This window comes from Streptomyces sp. NPDC126503, assembly GCF_040302405.1.
GTDB lineage: Bacteria > Actinomycetota > Actinomycetes > Streptomycetales > Streptomycetaceae > Streptomyces > Streptomyces gulbargensis.
Window position 1 is genome coordinate 321,589 of record NZ_JBEORS010000002.1, and the last position, 17,510, is coordinate 339,098.

Genomic DNA, 17,510 nt, shown 5'->3' on the forward strand with positions numbered 1-17,510 from the left:
CGGTGCGCGGCCGGGCGTGGACGGGGAGCAGGGGCCCGGGTCCGCGGCCGGTGAAGGCTCCGGGCGCGGCCCCCGGGGCGTACCCGCCCTGCGCCCCGTGGACCCGGTGGCGGCCCGGCCCGCCGAGCAGCCGGCGTCCGTCGAGCACCTGTGGGGCGAGCCGGTCGCCGCGGATCAGCTCGCCGCCGCCGAGCGCGGCTACCTGGACTGCGGCCCGGCCGAACGCCTCCTCTGGGAGCGCCTCTCCGTCTTCGAGGGCGCCTTCGGCCCGGACGCCGTGCGCGAGGTCTGTGCCTACGGCGCGCTCCCCGCCGAGCGCGTCGCCGAGGTCCTGGAACGGGTCGCCCCGCTCGCCCTGCTCCCCGTGGACGACCTCTTCGACGGCGAACCGGCCGGCCCCCGCTACTGGATGCCGCACCCGATGCGGGCCGTCGGGGCCCGGCGGCTCACCGCCCGCGGCGACCGGGGCGCCGTGGTCCCGCGCCACCGCGCGTGGTGCGTGAAGGTCGCCCGCAGGGCCGCCGACTGGTGGCAGCTGGGCCGCCAGATCGACGCCCGCGACCTCGCCCTGCGCGAACTTCCCGGCCTGGCCGCCGCGATGGACCCGACGACCGCGCCGCTCTCCCCGAGCGCGGAGGCCGAGGCGGCCGTCGACATCGTCGTCTCGCTCTGGTTCCTCTGGGTGGCCTGCGGGCGGGTCACCGAGGGCCGCACCCGGCTGCGGCACGCACTGGCCCTGCACCCCGGCCCCGAGCCGGCCCGCGCGCTGTGGCTCGCCGCCTTCCTGGAGCTGGAGTCCGGGCGTCCCGAGGAGGCGGACCCGCTCCTCTCCCGGGCCTGGGCCGCCGCCGTACGGGACGGGGACGAGGCCTGTTTCGGCATGCTGGCGCACCTGCGGGGCGCGACCGCGCTCTACCGCGGGCGCATGCGGGAGGCGGCGGAGGAGTTCCGGGAGGCGCTGGCGCTGATGGGCTCCGAGCCGGAGTTCGGGCCGTCCCGGCAGGGCTGCCGCGTCGCCCTGGCGCTCGCCCTGTGCCGTACCGACCCGGAAGGCGCCCAGGAGGCCCTGGACGAGGCCGACCGGGAGTACGACGCCCGGCGGGCCTGGGCGGGTCGCGACCTCGCCGCCGACGCCTGGGCGCACCACGCCCGCGCCGAGCTGCTGGCCTGGGACGGGGTGCCGGAAAGGGCCGCCGAGTACGCCCGGCGGGCGCTGCGCGAGCACCTGCGGATCGGCTCGGCGGTCGGCGCGGCCTGCGCGGCGGAACTCCTGGCGCAGATGCGGGCGCTGGACGGACGGCACGCCTCCGCGGCGCATCTGCTCGGCGCGGTCGATCTGTTGCGCACCTCCGTCTTCGACACCTCGTACCGGCCCGCCGCCTACTGCGCGGGCCCGCGCGGAAGGGGCGAGGCGGCCCTGCGGGACCTGCTGGACGACCCGGAGCTGCGCCGGGCGTACGAAGAGGGCGCGCGGCGCGGCCTGTTCGCCCTGTCGGCCGAGGCCTGACCCGCACACCCGCCGTGACCTCCGGGGACGGTCCGTGACGGGGCGCGGACCCGCCCGGAAAGCGGCGCCCGTACCTACCCTGGAGGTACGGAGGTGCCCCCATGAGGCGACGCCATCACTTCCACATCGACCACCTCGGGCACTCGGTCACGGCGACGGTGGAGACCGGTCGCCGGTCCGTCCTGGAGGTGCTGGTCGACGGCAAGGAGACCGGGTACGCCACGGCGGCCGGCGACCGCCCGCTGACGGCCGCCGTGGAGCTGCCGACGGAGCCCCCGAGGACGGTGACGGTCCGCGCCGTCCACGGGCCCGGCGTACCGCGCTGCCTGCTGCTCCCGGACGAGGACGCGGAGCCGCTGGTGATGGCGCCGAGGGCGTACTGAGGGCGGGTGCCGGCTCAGGAGAGCCAGGACATGCCGATGATCAGGAAGACGACGAAGGCGATGGCCCCGGCGACGGCGGCGGTCTTGCGCGGTCTGCGCCGCGACAGCTCGGCGAGCGCGCCGGTGGTGGAGGCGCCGGTGCCCGGCCGCTCCCGCCGCCGCGAGGCCGGTGCGGCCTGCGTGACGGGGGCGGGCCGGGGCGCGGGGCGCGGCGCGGGCATGGGCAGGGGCGCGGACGCGGCCGGGGCGGGAGACGGCCCGCTGTGAGCGTGCTGAGGGACCTGGTGCTGCTGGTGGTGGGGCTGCGGCGGGGGCGTGTGGTGCTGGGGGACCTGGTGAGCCTGGGGGTGCCCGGCCTGCCTCTGGTGCGGGATTTGCGGGGCCTGGTGCTGCGGGCCCCGCGTCTGGTGCGGGATCTGCGGGCGGGCGTAGTCGCGCCAGGCGCCGGAGGAGAACCAGTCGGCGATCGCCTGCGCCGGGGGCCGCTGCTCCGGCTGCTTGGCGAGCAGGCTCAGCAGGTACGTCTCGAAGGCGGGCGGCAGCGCCACGCCGAGGCGGCCGGGCGGCGTCGGCGGGGTGTCGATGTGCTGGTAGAGCAGGGCGGTCGCCGTGTCGGCACGGAACGGCGGCTGCCCGGTCAGGAGTTGGTAGAGCACGCAGCCGAGCGAGTACACGTCGGAGGCGGGCGACGCCGGCTTGCCGAGGGCGCGTTCGGGTGCGAGGTAGAGGCCGGTGCCCACGATCTGGCCGGTCGTGGTGAGGGCCGCCGACGGGTCGTCCACGAAGCGGGCGATGCCGAAGTCGGCCAGCTTGACGGTCCCTTCGGCGTCGACGAGCAGGTTCCCCGGCTTGATGTCCCGGTGCACGACCCCCTGCCGGTGCGCGGCGGCGAGCCCGGCGGCGGCGTGCGCGGCGACCACGGCGACCCGCTCGGGGGGCAGCACGAGCGGCTGGGAGGGACTGCTGGCGAGGCTGTCGCCCTCCACCAGCTCCATGACGAGATACAGCTTCCCGTCCCACGTACCGAAGTCGAAGACGCCGACCACGTGCGGGTGGCTCAGCCGGGCGGCGGTCTGCGCCTCCAGACGGAACCGGTCACCGGCCGACGGGTCCGCCTCGTGCCCCAGCATCAGCTTCACGGCCACGGACCGCCCGAGCACCTCGTCGGTGGCCTGCCACACCTCGCCCATGCCGCCACGCCCGATACACATGTGAAGCCGATATCGGTCCGCGACCAGCACCTGGAGACCACCCTTTCGACGATCGTTCAACTTGACGGAACGGAACCAGCGTAGAGCCGCGCGGACCCCCGGTTCGCCGCGCACCCCCCGGGGGGACGCACCACCGTCCCGGACCACGCGGAGAAAGCGGTCAGGCCGTCGCATGGGTGCCCGCCAGGTGAACGGAGGGTGGCGCGGCCGGTTAGCATCTCGGCCCGGGACCTTGCTGAGAACCGTGGGACGGAGTGGGCCGTGGCGCGACCGCGCGTGGGTGTGGCGGTGCTGACGATGGGCACGCGGCCCGCCGAGCTGAGGGCGTTGCTCGACTCGGTCGCCCGCCAGGACGAACCCGCCACCAGGATCGTCGTCATCGGCAACGGCACGGGCTCCCTCCCGGAACTCCCCGACGGCGTCACCGGCGTCGAACTCCCCGAGAACCGGGGGGTGTCGGGCGGCCGGAACGTCGCCATCGAGACCCTGCGCGGCTTCGGCGACGTCGACGTCCTCGTGGACCTCGACGACGACGGCCTCCTCGTCGACACGGACGTCTTCCGCCGCCTGGCCGACCTGTACGAGGCGGACCCGGCCCTCGGCATCGTCTCCTTCCGCATCGCCGACGAGACGGGCGAGACCCAGCGCCGCCACGTCCCCCGTCTGGGTGCCAAGGATCCGATGCGCGGCGGTGAGGTCACCACCTTCCTCGGCGGCGGCCACGGACTGTCCATGCGGATGCTGGACCGCGTCGGCGGCTGGCCGGAGGAGTTCTTCTTCACCCACGAGGAGACCGACCTGGCCTGGCGCGCGCTGGACGCGGGCTGGAAGGTCCGCTACGCCCCCGAGCTGCTGCTCCAGCACCCGAAGACCTCCCCGGCCCGGCACGCCGTCTACTACCGGATGACCGCCCGCAACCGCGTCTGGCTCGCCAAGCGCAACCTCCCGGCCCTCCTGGTCCCCCTCTACCTCGCGGTCTGGACCCTCCTCACCCTGGCCCGCACCCGCTCCCTGCGCGGCCTCGGCGCCTGGTTCGCCGGCTTCGCCGAGGGCCTCCGCCGCCCCTGCGGCCCCCGCCACCCCATGCGCTGGTCCACGGTCCTCCGCATGACCCGCCTGGGCCGCCCCCCGATCATCTGACGCGCCTGGGGGCCCCGGGGCGAACCGGGGCCCCCAGGGGGTCACGGGCCCGGGCCCCGAAAACCACTCAGGGGCCTGATCCGATGTCTCGGATCAGGCCCCTGACCTGGTCTTACAGCTGTCGGGGTGGCGGGATTTGAACCCACGACCTCTTCGTCCCGAACGAAGCGCGCTGCCAAGCTGCGCTACACCCCGATGTCGCTGCTCTGTCTTCACGTCGCGGCGACATCGATTACTTTAGCCCACGCTCGCGCTCAGACGAAATCCGGTTTTCGCGCGGCCACGCCGCAGGTCGCGCGCGGTCCGGAGCGGGGGCTCAGGGGCGGGCGGTCAGGGTGAGGAGGGTGGCCTCCGGGGGGCAGGCGAAGCGGACCGGGGTGTAGCGGTTGGTGCCGCAGCCCGCCGAGACGTGCAGGTAGGAGGTGCGGGTGCCCACCGTGTGGGAGGAGAGGCCCTTCACCCGGTCGGTGTCCAGGTCGCAGTTGGTGACGAGCGCCCCGTAGAAGGGGATGCACAGCTGTCCGCCGTGGGTGTGGCCGGCGAGGATCAGCTCGTAGCCGTCGGCGGTGAAGGCGTCCAGGGAGCGGAGGTACGGCGCGTGCACGACGCCGATGGTGAAGTCGGCGGAGGCGTCGGGGCCGCCGGCCACGCGGGCGTACCGGTCCCGCTTGATGTGGGGGTCGTCCAGACCGGTGAACGCGAGGTCGGCCTGCGGCAGTTTGAGCCGGCCGCGGGTGTTGGTGAGGTTCACCCAGCCCGCCGCGTCGAAGGCGTCCCGCATGCCCTCCCAGGGGTTGTGGATCGCGCCGACGACCGGCTTGTTGCCGTTGAGGCCGTACCGGCCCTGTGCCTTCTCCAGCAGGTAGCGGGCGGGGTTGCGCAGGCGCGGCCCGTAGTAGTCGTTGGAGCCGAAGACGTACACGCCGGGGAAGTCCATCAGCGGGCCCAGCGCGTCCAGGAGCTCAGGCACCGCGTCCGGGTCGGAGAGGTTGTCGCCGGTGTTGACGACGAAGTCGGGGCGGAGCCCGGCGAGCTTCTGGAGCCAGGCGCGCTTCTTGCGCTGGCCGCTCACCATGTGGATGTCGGAGACCTGCAGGACCCGCAGGTCGGCCATGCCGCGGGGGAGCACCGGGACCGTGATCCGGCGGAGCCGGAAGGAGCGGGCTTCGAAGCCCGCCGCGTAGACGAGTCCGGCCGCGGCCGTCGCCGTGACACCTGCCGTGATCTTCAGGGGGATCCCGTACCGTGCGCGCATCTCCCCATCGTCGCAGACCCGGCGGGCGGAAATGCGCGGGCGGGCGGACCGGGGCACCTGCCACACTTGACCCCATGACCACGCTCAAGGCCAAGCTTCAGGACGACCTCAACGCCGCGATCAAGGAGCGTGACGAGCTCCGCTCCTCGACCCTGCGGCTGACCATCGCCGCGATCACCAAGGAGGAGGTCGCCGGCAAGACCAAGCGCGAGCTCTCCGACGACGAGGTGCAGAAGGTGATCGCCCGCGAGGCGAAGAAGCGCCGCGAGGCCGCGGACGCCTTCACCCAGGGCGGTCGGGCCGAGTCCGCCGAGCGGGAGCGGGCGGAGGGCGCCATCCTCGACGCGTACCTGCCGAAGCAGCTGAGCGACGAGGAGCTGGAGAACATCGTCGCGGCGGCGGTCGCGGAGGCGACGGCCGCGGGCGCCGAGGGGCCGCGCGCCATGGGCGCCGTCATGAAGATCGTCAACCCGAAGGTCGCCGGCCGCGCCGAGGGCGGACGCGTCGCCGCGGTCGTGAAGAAGCTCCTCGCGGGCTGATCCGTCCCGCCGGATCCGGCGCGAGGACGTACGGCGAAGGGCGCCCCACCCGAGGTGGGGCGCCCTTTCCGGTGTGGACGGCTCAGTGGTTTCCGCCGCGGCCGTTGCCCCGGCCGTTCCCGCCGAACAGATCGTCCGGGATGGAGATGCCGGGGAAGAGGTCGGCCGGCGGCTTGGTGTCACCGGGCTTGTTGCCGGCCGGCTTGTTGTCGCCCGGCTTCTTCGGCTTGTTCGGGCCGTTCTCCGGCTGCTTCGGCTTGTCGCCGCGCGGGACCGAGACCGGAGCGAAGGACGGCGTCTCGCCCGCGTCCAGCGCGCCCGTCATGGCGATCCGCCAGATCGGGCCGGGGAGGCAGCCACCGCACACCTTGTCGTAGACCTGGCCGCCGATGCGGATGTCGTACATCGACTTCTTCTCGCCGATGTCGTCACCGACCCAGACGGCCGTCGACAGGTTCGGCGTGTACCCGACGAACCAGGCGTCCTTGCGGTCGTTGGTCGTACCCGTCTTGCCCGCGTTGTCGCGGTCGCTCAGGCCCGCCTTCGTACCCGTACCGTCCTCGACGACGCCCTTGAGCATCTGGTTGATCGTGTCGGCGGTACGGTCGCTCATCGCGCGCTTGCACGAGGTCTGCGGCACGTTCAGCTTGTCGCCGTTGGCGGCCTTGATCGACTCGATGGCGACCGGGACGCAGTAGATGCCCCGGTTGGCGAAGGTCGCGTAGGCGGCGGCCATGTCGAGCGGGGTGCTCTCCTGGGCGCCGAGGGTGATGGAGGGCAGCTCCTGCACCTTCTTGCCGAGCTCGCGCTCGTAGCCGACGTTCTTGGCCATCGTGATCGTCTCGCACAGGCCGGTCATCTGCTCCAGCTTGGCGAAGTACGTGTTGATGGACTTGCCGAGGGCGCTCGTCATGTCGTAGAGGCCCTTCTCCGACTCGACCTCGTTGCCGACCTCCCACGTGGCGTAGCCGGCGGGCTTCCCGTCGCAGCGGGTGTAGTCCTTCTCCGGGATCTTGATCTTCCACGGGTCGTCGAAGGTCTGCGCCGGGCTGAGGCCCTTCTCCAGGGCCGCGGCGGCGGTGATCGGCTTGAAGGTCGAACCGACCTGGAAGCCGTACGTCGTGCCGCCCATCTTGCTGCCGACGGAGAGGTTGAGCGTCGTCTGGTGCTGCTTCTGGTCCAGGCCGTACGGGCGGGACTGGCCCATGGAGAGGATCTTGCCGGTGCCCGGCTGGACCTGGACGACGGCGGCGGCGACCGGGTCGTCCTTGTAGATCTTGGCGATGGCGGCCTCGTTGGCGGCGGCCTGGGCGCGCGGGTCCAGCGTCGTCCTGATGGTCAGGCCGCCGAGGTTCCACAGCTTCTGCCGCTCCTCGGCGGTCTTGCCGAAGACGGGGTCGTTGAGGATCGTCTTGCGGACGTAGTCGCAGAAGAAGCCGGAGCCGTCGACGGCGGTGATGCAGCCGTTGCGCGGCGTCTTGACCTTGAGCTTGATCGGCTTGGCCTTAGCCCGGTCCGCCTCCGCCTGGCTGATGTCCTTCACGTCGGCCATCCGCTGGAGGACGATGTTGCGCCGCTTCGTCGCCTCCTGGATGTCGTTGATCGGGTCGTAGCGGCTCGGCGACTGGACCAGGCCGGCCATCATCGCGGCCTCGCCGAGGTCGAGCTGGGCGGCCGGCTTGGAGAAGTAGCGCTGGGAGGCGGCCTCGATGCCGTAGGCCTGCTGCCCGAAGAACGTGATGTTGAGGTAGTTCTCCAGGATCTTCTTCTTGCCCAGCTCCTCCTCGACCTGGATCGCGTACTTCAGCTCGCGGACCTTGCGGCCGATGGTCTGCTGGGTGGCCTGCGCGACCTTCTCGGGGTCGTCGCCGGCCTCCTCGACGAAGACGTTCTTCACGTACTGCTGGGTCAGCGTGGACGCGCCCTGCGCGACGCCGCCCGACTGCGCGTTGCGGTTGATGGCGCGCAGCACGCCCTTGAGGTCGATCGCCCCGTGCTCGTAGAAGCGCGAGTCCTCGATCGCGACGATCGCCTTCTGCATGTACGGGGAGATCTTCTCCAGCGGTACGACCTTCCGGTCCCGCGAGTACACGGTCGCGATCAGGCCGCCCTCGGAGTCGAGGATCGTGGTGCGCTGACTGAGCGGTGGAGTCTTCAGGTTGGAGGGGATCTCGTCGAACCCCTCGACCGTGCCCTTCGCGGCCAGCCCGAGTGCCCCGGCCGCGGGCAGGGCGATGCCTGCCAGCACGGCTCCGGAGAGCACACTGACACCGAGGAACTTGGCGGCCTGCTGGGTCCCGGTCAGGCCACCGCCCGAGCGCTTCTTTGCCATGGGGGCAGCCTAATCCGTAGTACCGGGCGTTCCGCAGGAGCAGGGGCCTCTCGGAGCGTTCGCGTACGAGACCGTGACATCCGGGCGGCCCCGGGGGACGGCCGTGGCGGACCCGTCCGGAGGCGTGGCGACGCCTGGCGTCTCCGTGGCGAATCACCGGACAGACGGACAGGCCTTGGCCTAAGCTGCTCCCGACTGTCACAGCAGTGTGGTTGAGCATCAAGACCCGTGCATGACATCGGCGTGAATTCCCGTGTCCCCGAAACACGGGAAACTCGTGTCCGTTCCGTCCCCTGCGTCACACGGTGCCCCCTCGTGTCCCCGCGGAGGAAGGGCAGGTACGCGCGGCATGTCCGCTACCTGTCGTATGTCCTCCGATCACTCCCCTGGGTGATCTGACGTACACGCATAGTCCGTTCGGACCATTCAAGATTGGGCCCGAAGGGGGTGTTGCGCTGTGCCCACCTTCCGTAACGTCCCAACTGGCAGCGGTGAATATGCCGCTGCCGCCGTGGGGGAGCCTCGATTCGGGAGAGGACGGCGCCGGTATGGGCTGGGTAGCTGACTGGAGTGCGCAGGCGGCCTGCCGCACTACCGATCCGGATGAACTTTTCGTGCAGGGAGCGGCGCAGAACAGGGCCAAGGCGGTGTGCACCGGCTGCCCGGTGCGGACCGAGTGCCTGGCCGACGCGCTCGACAACCGCGTCGAGTTCGGCGTGTGGGGCGGCATGACGGAGCGCGAGCGCCGTGCCCTCCTCCGCCGGCGGCCGACCGTCACCTCGTGGCGCCGGCTCCTGGAGACCGCGCGGACGGAGTACGAGCGCGGCGCGGGCCTGCTGCCCGTCGCGATGGACGACGACGCGACGTACGAGGCGTACGCGGCGGTCGGGTAGGCCCGGCTCGCAGCGGGGCCCGTGACCGGCCCCCTACCACGGCCCTCGTATCCGGGCCTCGTGCGGGACCCTCCTGAAAAGGGAGTCTCCCGTTCAGGGCCCCGTACGGGGAGACGGCTCAGGCCGAGGGCGTGCGCCCGGCCGTGAGCCGGTCACCGATGGCCCGCAGCCCGGCGAGGTCGTGCACATCGCCGGGCAGGGCGATCACCTCGGTCACCGCCACCTCGGGGTGGAGTGCGGTGAAGCGGTCACGCGTGCGCTGCTCGCGCGCGAGCACCCGCATCCGCTCCGCGTGGAGACGGAGCAGACCGGCGGTGAGATGACGTACGTCCACTGCTGAGGGGTCCGCGGACGCGTCCGTGGGGGTGGAGGCGTTCACGTCCGTTCCTGCGTCGATGCCTGCGTCTGCTGCGCTGCGTGCGTCTGCTTCTGTGCCCGCGGGGATGTGCGGGCCGGCTGTGGGGGCAGCCTCGGGTACGGAAGAAGTGGCGGCGGTGGCGGGGGCTTGCGACTCGGTCGATGTGGCCGGGGAGCCACGCAGTCCAGCATTCCCGGGCCCCTGATCCACAATGCGGCCCTCGTCAAGATTTTCCGCCGCGGCCCGCGCCCGCTCCGCCGAGAGCCCGGCGGCGCCACTGGCGTGGACCCGGTTGAGGACGAGCCCGGCGAGGGGCATCTTCTCGGCGGCGAGCCGCTCCACGAAGTACGCCGCCTCGCGCAGCGCGTCCCGCTCCGGCGTCGCGACCACGAGGAACGCCGTCCCGGGCGCCTGGAGCAGCCGGTACGTGGCGTCCGCCCGGGTCCGGAAACCGCCGAACATCGTGTCCATCGCCGCCACGAACGTCTGTACGTCCCCGAGGAACTGACCCCCCAGCAGCTTCCCCAGCGTGCCCGTCATCATCGACATGCCGACGTTCAGGAACTTCATGCCGGCCCGGCCGCCCACCTTCGCCGGGGCCATGAGGAGCTTGATGAACTTCCCGTCCAGGAAGGAGCCGAGCCGCTTCGGCGCGTCCAGGAAGTCCAGGGCGGAGCGGGAGGGCGGGGTGTCGACCACGATCAGGTCCCACTCGTCGCGGGCCCTGAGCTGCCCCAGCTTCTCCATCGCCATGTACTCCTGCGTCCCGGCGAAGCCGGCCGACAGGGACTGGTAGAAGGGGTTGTCCAGGATCGCCCGGGCCCGCTCGGGATCCGCGTGCGCCTCGACGATCTCGTCGAAGGTCCGCTTCATGTCGAGCATCATGGCGTGCAGTTCGCCGCCGTCGCTGCCCTTGATGCCCTCCACCTTGCGGGGGGTGTTGTCGAGGGAGTCGATGCCCATGGACTGGGCCAGCCGGCGCGCCGGATCGATGGTGAGCACGACCACCCGCCGGCCGCGCTCCGCCGCCCGGACGCCGAGCGCCGCGGCCGTGGTCGTCTTCCCGACCCCGCCCGCGCCGCAGCAGACGATGATGCGGGTGCCCGGGTCGTCGAGGATCGGATCGAGCTCCAGGGCGGGTACGGAGTCCAGCCCTTCGCCGGCGGAGGAGCCGCCTCCGCCGCCGACACCGTCACCGCCGTGGGGACCCTGGTCGGACCCGGCCGTCTGCTCCGTCACGCGCCCACCCCTTGTCTCCGCAGTTCTTTCGCCAGCCGGTACAGCCCGGCGATGTCCGCCCCGTCGCCGAGGTAGGGCAGCTCGTACGAGGGGACCCCCACGCCCTCCAGGACGGCGCGCTGCGCCCGTTCCAGCTCCACCCGGCGGGCGTGCTCGGCCGCCTGGTCCAGCAGCGGCTCCACCAGGCGCGCCCCACCCGTCACGCCCGCGGAGACCAGTGTCCGGGCGACCGCCTCCCGGTGGTCGCCGGAGGCGGCCCGTACCGCCGCCTCGTCGAGCACGTGCGGGCGCACCATGTTCACCACCACCCGGCCCACGGGCAGTTCGGCCGCCCGCAGCTCGGCGATGCCGTCGGCGGTCTCCTGGACCGGCATCTCCTCCAGCAGGGTCACCAGGTGCACCGCCGTCTCCGGGGACTTGAGGACCCGCATGACGGCCTGCGCCTGGTTGTGTATCGGGCCGATCCTGGCCAGGCCCGCCACCTCGTCGTTGACGTTAAGGAAGCGGGTGATGCGGCCCGTCGGGGGCGCGTCCATCACCACGTGGTCGTAGGTGGGGCGGCCGTTCCGCTCGCGCCGCCGGACCGCCTCGCACGCCTTGCCGGTCAGCAGGACGTCCCGCACGCCCGGGGCGATCGTCGTCGCGAAGTCGATCGCGCCGAGCTTCTTCAGGGCCCGCCCCGCGCCACCCAGTTTGTAGAACATCTGCAGGTAGTCGAGGAGTGCCCGCTCGGCGTCGATCGCCAGCGCGTACACCTCGCCCCCGCCGGGAGCGACGGCGATCTTCCGCTCCTCGTAGGGAAGTGCCTCCGTCTCGAAGAGCTGTGCGATGCCCTGCCTGCCCTCGACCTCGACGAGGAGGGTCCGCTTCCCCTCCGTCGCGAGAGCGAGGGCGAGGGCGGCGGCGACCGTCGTCTTACCGGTACCGCCCTTGCCGCTGACCACCTGGAGCCTGCTCACGCTGTCGAGCCTAACCACTGACCGCCGCGCACAATCAGGAGGCCGCCCCCGAAAAGCCCCCTAGGGGGTTCCTGGGGGGCACCTCGGAGGGGCGGTGCCCGGCAGCGGCTACAGTCGGCTCCATGACCAAGTGGGAGTACGTCACGGTGCCGCTTCTGGTGCACGCGACCAAGCAGATTCTGGACACCTGGGGCGAGGACGGCTGGGAGCTCGTCCAGGTCGTGCCCGGGCCGAACAACCCCGAGCAGCTCGTGGCCTACCTGAAGCGGGCCAAGCAGTGAGCGGGGCCGTCGAGGCGCGGATCGCGGAGCTCGGCCTGACCCTTCCCGAGGTCGTGCCCCCGATCGCCGCCTACCAGCCGGCCGTGCGCTCCGGCGCGTACGTCTACACCTCGGGCCAGCTCCCGATGGTGAACGGCAAGCTTCCGACGACCGGCAAGGTCGGCGCGGAGGTCACGCCCGAGGAGGCCAAGGAACTCGCCGCCCGCTGCGCGCTCAACGCGCTGGCGGCCGTGAAGTCCGTCGCCGGTGACCTGGACCGGATCAAGCGGGTCGTCAAGGTCGTGGGCTTCGTCGCCTCGGCCCCCGACTTCACCGGCCAGCCCGGTGTCATCAACGGCACCAGCGAGCTGCTCGGCGAGATCCTCGGCGACAAGGGCGTGCACGCGCGCAGCGCCGTGGGCGTCACCGTGCTGCCGCTCGACGCCCCCGTCGAGGTCGAGGTCCAGGTCGAGCTGATCGAGGACTGACCTCGTCGCCCGCCGTACGCGACACCACGAGAGCCGGCCCCTCCGCGCCCCCGCGCGCGAGGCGGCCGGCTCTCGTGCATTCCGTTCGATCCGCATAGCATCCGGCCATGTCGAATGCTCAGGGGAACGACCGGCAGGACACCCGGACCAACGGCCAGTGGTACCCACCCGAGTGGCCGGACCGCATCCGCGCCCTCGCCGCGGGCGAACTCGTCCCGGTGGAACCCAGGCGCGCCGCGACCGTCCTCCTGCTGCGCGACGGGGAGGCGGGACCGGACGTCCACATGCTCCGCCGGCGCACCTCCATGGCCTTCGCCGGCGGCGCGTACGCCTATCCCGGCGGCGGCGTCGATCCGCGTGACGAGCACCCCGTGCGGTGGGCCGGGCCCTCCCTCGCCGACTGGGCCCGGCGGCTCGGGCTCGACGATCCCGCGCAGGCCCAGGCCGTGGTCTGCGCCGCCGTCCGCGAGACCTTCGAGGAGGCGGGCGTCCTGCTCGCCGGCCGTACCCCGGACACCGTCGTCGGCGACACCACCGGCGACGACTGGGAGACGGACCGGCGGGCGCTCGTCGCCCGCGACCTGTCCTTCGCCGACTTCCTCGACCGGCGCGGCCTCGTCCTCCGCTCCGACCTGCTCGGCGCCTGGGCCCGCTGGATCACCCCCGAGTTCGAGCAGCGGCGGTACGACACCTGGTTCTTCGTGGCCGCGCTCCCGGCCGGGCAGCGTACCCGGGACGTCTCCGGCGAGGCCGACCGCACGGTGTGGATCCGCCCGGCACAGGCCGCGGCCGGCTACGACCGGGGCGAGCTGACCATGATGCCGCCGACGATCTCGACCCTGCGGACCCTGGAGCCGTACGGGAGCGCCAAGGAGGCCCTTGCGGCCGCGGCCGACCAGGACATGACCCCCGTCCTCGCCCGGGCGCGCCTGGCGGGCGACGAGGTCGTCCTGAGCTGGCCGGGGCACGAGGAGTTCACCAAGCGCGTCCCGGCGGGAGGCCGTGATGACTGACGCAGCGGCCCTCCCGGGGCAGCCGCGCGGCGCCGTGGTCTCCGGACCGGCGACCGCCCGCGCCGTGAACGTGCTCGCGCCGAACCCGTCCGCCATGACCCTCGACGGCACCAACACCTGGATCGTCGCCGAACCGGACTCCGACCTGGCCGTCGTCGTCGACCCCGGCCCGCTGGACGAGGGCCACCTGCGCGGGGTGATCGCCGCGGCGGAGCGGCTGGGCAAGCGCGTGGGGCTGACCCTGCTCACCCACGGGCACCCGGACCACGCCGAGGGGGCGGCCCGGTTCGCCGAGCTGACGCGGACGGCGGTCCGCGCGCTCGACCCGGCGCTGCGGCTCGGCGACGAGGGGCTGGCGGCCGGGGACGTCGTCACCACCGGGGGCCTGGAGCTGCGGGTGGTCCCGACGCCCGGCCACACCTCGGACTCGCTCTCCTTCCACCTGCCGGCCGACCGGGCCGTGCTCACGGGCGACACGATCCTGGGGCGCGGTACGACGATGGTCGCCCATCCCGACGGGCGGCTCGGCGACTACCTGGACTCGCTGCGGCGGCTGCGCTCGCTCACCGTCGACGACGGCGTGCACACGGTGCTGCCGGGGCACGGGCCCGTCCTGGAGGACGCCCAGGGGGCCGTGGAGTACTACCTGGCCCACCGGGCGAGCCGGCTGGCCCAGGTGGAGACGGCGGTCGAGAAGGGGTACCGGACGGCCGCGGAGGTCGTGGCCCACGTGTACGCGGGCGTCGACCGCTCCCTGTGGCCCGCGGCGGAGCTGTCGGTACGGGCGCAGCTGGAGTACCTGACGGAGCGCGGTCTGATCTGACGGGGAAGGCGGTACGGGCCCGTACCGCCGCCCCCGGTCTCGTAACCACACCCCCGCGTGCTTTACGCTCCGTTTACTTCTGGCCGTAGTTTCGGGGGGATCGCCCATGTTCGTCGTCGCCATCCTGCTGCTCATCGCCGCAGTGGTGCTGTTCTTCGTCGCCCGCGCCAACGACTCGAAGGGGCTGAGGCTCGGCTCCCTCGGTGCCGTGGTCGCCGGTCTCTTCTCGCTCGTCGCGAGCACGACGTACGTCATCAGCGCGTACGAGGTCGGCGTGCCGGTCGCCTTCGGCAAGGTCGGCTCGCCCATGACCTCGGGCATGCACCTGAAGTCGCCGTTCACGGACGTCACGACCTTCTCGACCCGCCCGGTCGACCTCAACCTGTCCGACAAGGACGTGGTCGAGGTCCGCTCGCTGCAGGGCGGCGTCATGTACGCCGAGGTGACGGTGAAGTGGGCCGTCGTCCCGTCCAAGTCGGTCGAGCTGTACAAGCTCGCGGGCAGCGAGGACGCCATCCAGCAGCGCCTCGTCTACCCGGACAGCCGGGAGATCGTCCGCAACGTCTTCGCCCGGTACACGAGCGAGCAGGGGTACGCCACCGACCGCGAGAAGATCAACGCCGAGATCGGCGTCCTGATCAAGGAGCGTCTCGCCCCGCGCGGCATCGACGTGACCACGGTCAACCTGCGGAACGTGAAGCCGTCCGACGCCCTGCAGAACCAGATCGACCGCAAGATCCAGCAGCAGCAGGCCACCGAGCGGGCCACCGAGGCGGCCCGTACCGCCAAGGCCGAGGCCGACCGGCGCCGGATCGAGGCCGAGGGCATCGCCCGCGCCAACAAGATCCTCAACGACTCGCTGACGGACAAGGTCCTGCTGAACCAGTGCATCGACGCCTACAAGGAGGCCGCGGCGAAGAACCCGGTGTACGCGGTGCCCTGCGGGAACGCCGGCTCCGCCCCGGTGATCGTGGACGGCACCAAGCGCTGACCGTCCTCCCCGCGGATGACGGAAGGCCGCCCCGGTCCTCGGACCGGGGCGGCCTTCTCGTGCGTGCGAGGCGTACGGCGCCGGGGCGCCGCGGCCGGTTACCGCGAGCGCTTCGCGAGGCGCTCCACGTCGAGCAGGATCACGGCGCGGGCCTCCAGGCGCAGCCAGCCGCGCTGGGCGAAGTCGGCGAGGGCCTTGTTGACCGTCTCGCGCGAGGCGCCGACGAGCTGGGCCAGCTCCTCCTGCGTGAGGTCGTGGACGACGTGGATGCCCTCCTCCGACTGCACGCCGAAGCGGCGCGACAGGTCGAGGAGCGCACGGGCGACACGGCCCGGAACGTCGGAGAAGACCAGGTCGGACATCTGGTCGTTGGTCTTGCGCAGCCGGCGGGCGACCGCGCGCAGCAGGGCGCTGGCGACCTCGGGCCGGGCGTTCAGCCAGGGCTGGAGGTCGTTGTGGCCGAGGCCGAGCAGCTTGACCTCGGTGAGCGCGGTCGCGGTGGCGGTGCGCGGGCCCGGGTCGAAGAGGGACAGCTCGCCGATGAGCTCGCCGGGGCCGAGGACCGCCAGCATGTTCTCGCGGCCGTCGGGGGAAGTGCGGTGGAGCTTCACCTTGCCCTCGGTGACCACGTACAGGCGGTCACCGGGGTCGCCCTCGTGGAAAAGCGCGTCGCCACGGGCGAGCGTCGCCTCACTCATCGAGGCACGCAGCTCGGCGGCCTGCTCGTCGTCGAGCGCCGCGAAGAGGGGGGCGCGCCGCAGAACGTCGTCCACGAGTTCTCTCCTACTTGTCGACCTGCTCCTGGGACCTCGTCCCATGATGCCGGACGTACAAAACAGTGCGATCAATCACAACAAGTTTGACGCACCGGACGGCCTTTCCGTACGTCAGGGGCCCGATTGGGGTCTGATCGGCCGTGCCCGGGGCGGATGTCGGCAGTGGCCCCTAGGCTGGCCGGGTGTCCAACTCGCCGGTGAGAGCGCAGGCCAAGGGGGCTGGAAGAGTGTCGGGCGAAGGTAATTCCGCTGTGGGCGAACGCGGCGTGTCGAAGCAGGCGAAAGCCGCGAAAGGTACGGAACGGGAGGCGGGTGCGGCGCAGGCGGAGCCGGCCAAGGCCGCCACGTCGGGCAAGACGGCCAAGGTCGCCAAGACAGCCAAGTCGGCCAAGGCGTCCGTGAAGCCGGTGGGCGGGCCCGCCGGGGCCGCCAAGCCCGAGTCGCGGCTCGCGATGGTGCGCCGGGCGCGGAAGATCAACCGGGAGCTCGCCGAGGTCTTCCCGTACGCCCATCCGGAGCTCGACTTCCGCAACCCGTTCGAGCTCCTCGTCGCCACGGTCCTCTCCGCCCAGACCACCGACCTGCGGGTGAACCAGACCACCCCCGCCCTCTTCGCGCGCTACCCGACGCCCGAGGACCTGGCCGCCGCCGTCCCCGAGGAGGTCGAGGAGCTCATCCGCCCCACCGGCTTCTTCCGCGCCAAGACCAAGTCGATCATGGGCCTGGCCGCCGCCCTGCGGGACGACTTCGGCGGTGAGGTCCCGGGCCGCCTGGAGGACCTGGTCAAGCTCCCCGGGGTCGGCCGAAAGACCGCGTTCGTCGTCCTCGGCAACGCCTTCGGCGTCCCCGGCATCACCGTCGACACCCACTTCATGCGGCTGGCCCGCCGCTGGCGGTGGACCGAGTCCGACGACCCCGTGAAGATCGAGGCCGAGGTCGCCGAGATCTTCCCGAAGAGCGAATGGACGATGCTCTCGCACCGGGTGATCTTCCACGGCCGCCGGATCTGCCACGCCCGCAAGCCCGCCTGCGGCGCCTGCCCCATCACCCACCTCTGTCCCTCCTACGGCGAGGGCGAGACCGACCCCGAGAAGGCGCGGAAGCTGCTCAAGTACGAGATGGGCGGCCTCCCCGGCCAGCGGCTCAACCCGCCCGCGGACTATCCCGGCCGCCCCGCCCCGCCCGCCCCGGGCGTCGCGCCCGGGGCCGGGGAATGACCACCCGCGAGCCGGGAACGAATCCGGGGAACGGAACCCGGCCGGGCGGGAAGCGGGCTCGCCACCGGGCATCCGGGCCGGTGACACGGCGGGCGAGACGGCTGGGAAGACGGCTGGGAACGATGG

Annotated in this window: 17 protein-coding genes and 1 tRNA gene; 11 read left to right on the forward strand and 7 right to left on the reverse strand. The window is 72.4% G+C overall.

What is annotated here, in order from left to right; translation table 11 throughout:
* The first annotated feature begins 97 nt into the window (after positions 1-97).
* Positions 98-1,507 carry a tetratricopeptide repeat protein gene (locus ABTY40_RS04310; protein WP_352058080.1) on the forward strand — a complete coding sequence of 470 codons (1,410 nt, stop codon included), beginning with the start codon at positions 98-100 and terminating at the stop codon, positions 1,505-1,507.
* 101 nt (positions 1,508-1,608) lie between these two features.
* Complete coding sequence (locus ABTY40_RS04315; RefSeq protein WP_345279937.1) at positions 1,609-1,890, forward strand: hypothetical protein; 282 nt, start codon at positions 1,609-1,611, stop codon at positions 1,888-1,890.
* Positions 1,891-1,904: 14 nt separating this feature from the next.
* Here the strand turns inward: ABTY40_RS04315 and ABTY40_RS04320 are convergent, their stop codons facing one another.
* Positions 1,905-3,131, reverse strand: coding sequence for a serine/threonine-protein kinase (locus tag ABTY40_RS04320; RefSeq protein ID WP_502990485.1), 1,227 nt, complete (start codon positions 3,129-3,131; stop codon positions 1,905-1,907).
* Between the two features lie 231 nt (positions 3,132-3,362).
* Between ABTY40_RS04320 and ABTY40_RS04325 the strand changes: the two genes are divergently transcribed.
* Positions 3,363-4,241, forward strand: coding sequence for a glycosyltransferase family 2 protein (locus ABTY40_RS04325; RefSeq protein ID WP_352058082.1), 879 nt, complete (start codon positions 3,363-3,365; stop codon positions 4,239-4,241).
* Positions 4,242-4,362: 121 nt separating this feature from the next.
* On the opposite strand, the gene ABTY40_RS04330 is transcribed toward ABTY40_RS04325, so the two are convergent.
* Positions 4,363-4,436 (reverse strand) — tRNA-Pro (locus ABTY40_RS04330).
* Between the two features lie 121 nt (positions 4,437-4,557).
* Positions 4,558-5,496: a metallophosphoesterase gene (locus ABTY40_RS04335; RefSeq protein ID WP_352058083.1), complete on the reverse strand. Its 939-nt coding sequence runs from the start codon at positions 5,494-5,496 to the stop codon at positions 4,558-4,560.
* Positions 5,497-5,570: 74 nt separating this feature from the next.
* Here ABTY40_RS04335 and ABTY40_RS04340 point away from each other — a divergent pair, with 74 nt between their 5' ends.
* Entirely contained in the window at positions 5,571-6,035 is a 465-nt protein-coding gene (locus ABTY40_RS04340; RefSeq protein WP_345279929.1) for a GatB/YqeY domain-containing protein, read from the forward strand.
* A gap of 82 nt (positions 6,036-6,117) precedes the next feature.
* On the opposite strand, the gene ABTY40_RS04345 is transcribed toward ABTY40_RS04340, so the two are convergent.
* Positions 6,118-8,367 carry a transglycosylase domain-containing protein gene (locus tag ABTY40_RS04345; RefSeq protein WP_352058084.1) on the reverse strand — a complete coding sequence of 750 codons (2,250 nt, stop codon included), beginning with the start codon at positions 8,365-8,367 and terminating at the stop codon, positions 6,118-6,120.
* A gap of 548 nt (positions 8,368-8,915) precedes the next feature.
* On the opposite strand from ABTY40_RS04345, the gene ABTY40_RS04350 reads away from it, so the two are divergent.
* The gene (locus ABTY40_RS04350) at positions 8,916-9,260 is read left to right on the forward strand and encodes a WhiB family transcriptional regulator (RefSeq protein ID WP_030206027.1); all 345 of its coding nucleotides are present in this window, start codon (positions 8,916-8,918) and stop codon (positions 9,258-9,260) included.
* Between the two features lie 118 nt (positions 9,261-9,378).
* Here the strand turns inward: ABTY40_RS04350 and bagB are convergent, their stop codons facing one another.
* Positions 9,379-10,770 carry an ATPase BagB gene (gene bagB / locus ABTY40_RS04355; RefSeq protein WP_352058236.1) on the reverse strand — a complete coding sequence of 464 codons (1,392 nt, stop codon included), beginning with the start codon at positions 10,768-10,770 and terminating at the stop codon, positions 9,379-9,381.
* Between the two features lie 83 nt (positions 10,771-10,853).
* Positions 10,854-11,816 carry an ATPase BagA gene (bagA, locus tag ABTY40_RS04360; RefSeq protein WP_352058085.1) on the reverse strand — a complete coding sequence of 321 codons (963 nt, stop codon included), beginning with the start codon at positions 11,814-11,816 and terminating at the stop codon, positions 10,854-10,856.
* Between the two features lie 122 nt (positions 11,817-11,938).
* On the opposite strand from bagA, the gene sp36 reads away from it, so the two are divergent.
* From sp36 to ABTY40_RS04385, 5 genes are all read left to right on the forward strand, one after another.
* The gene (gene sp36, locus ABTY40_RS04365) at positions 11,939-12,097 is read left to right on the forward strand and encodes a Sp36 family protein (RefSeq protein ID WP_309051630.1); all 159 of its coding nucleotides are present in this window, start codon (positions 11,939-11,941) and stop codon (positions 12,095-12,097) included.
* The gene (locus tag ABTY40_RS04370; RefSeq protein ID WP_345279920.1) at positions 12,094-12,564 is read left to right on the forward strand and encodes a RidA family protein; all 471 of its coding nucleotides are present in this window, start codon (positions 12,094-12,096) and stop codon (positions 12,562-12,564) included. The genes sp36 and ABTY40_RS04370 overlap by 4 nt, the downstream gene beginning before the upstream one ends.
* Positions 12,565-12,671: 107 nt before the next feature.
* Complete coding sequence (locus ABTY40_RS04375) at positions 12,672-13,577, forward strand: NUDIX hydrolase (protein ID WP_352058086.1); 906 nt, start codon at positions 12,672-12,674, stop codon at positions 13,575-13,577.
* The gene (locus ABTY40_RS04380) at positions 13,570-14,400 is read left to right on the forward strand and encodes an MBL fold metallo-hydrolase (RefSeq protein ID WP_352058087.1); all 831 of its coding nucleotides are present in this window, start codon (positions 13,570-13,572) and stop codon (positions 14,398-14,400) included. Before ABTY40_RS04375 ends, ABTY40_RS04380 begins: the two co-directional genes overlap by 8 nt.
* 106 nt (positions 14,401-14,506) lie before the next feature.
* A complete protein-coding gene (locus ABTY40_RS04385) occupies positions 14,507-15,391 on the forward strand; it encodes a prohibitin family protein (RefSeq protein WP_345279914.1) in 885 nt (294 codons plus the stop codon).
* A 98-nt stretch (positions 15,392-15,489) separates the two neighbouring features.
* On the opposite strand, the gene ABTY40_RS04390 is transcribed toward ABTY40_RS04385, so the two are convergent.
* Positions 15,490-16,164 carry a Crp/Fnr family transcriptional regulator gene (locus tag ABTY40_RS04390; protein WP_345279912.1) on the reverse strand — a complete coding sequence of 225 codons (675 nt, stop codon included), beginning with the start codon at positions 16,162-16,164 and terminating at the stop codon, positions 15,490-15,492.
* A 254-nt stretch (positions 16,165-16,418) separates the two neighbouring features.
* Between ABTY40_RS04390 and nth the strand changes: the two genes are divergently transcribed.
* A complete protein-coding gene (gene nth / locus ABTY40_RS04395) occupies positions 16,419-17,384 on the forward strand; it encodes an endonuclease III (RefSeq protein ID WP_502990486.1) in 966 nt (321 codons plus the stop codon).
* The last annotated feature ends 126 nt before the right edge of the window (positions 17,385-17,510 follow it).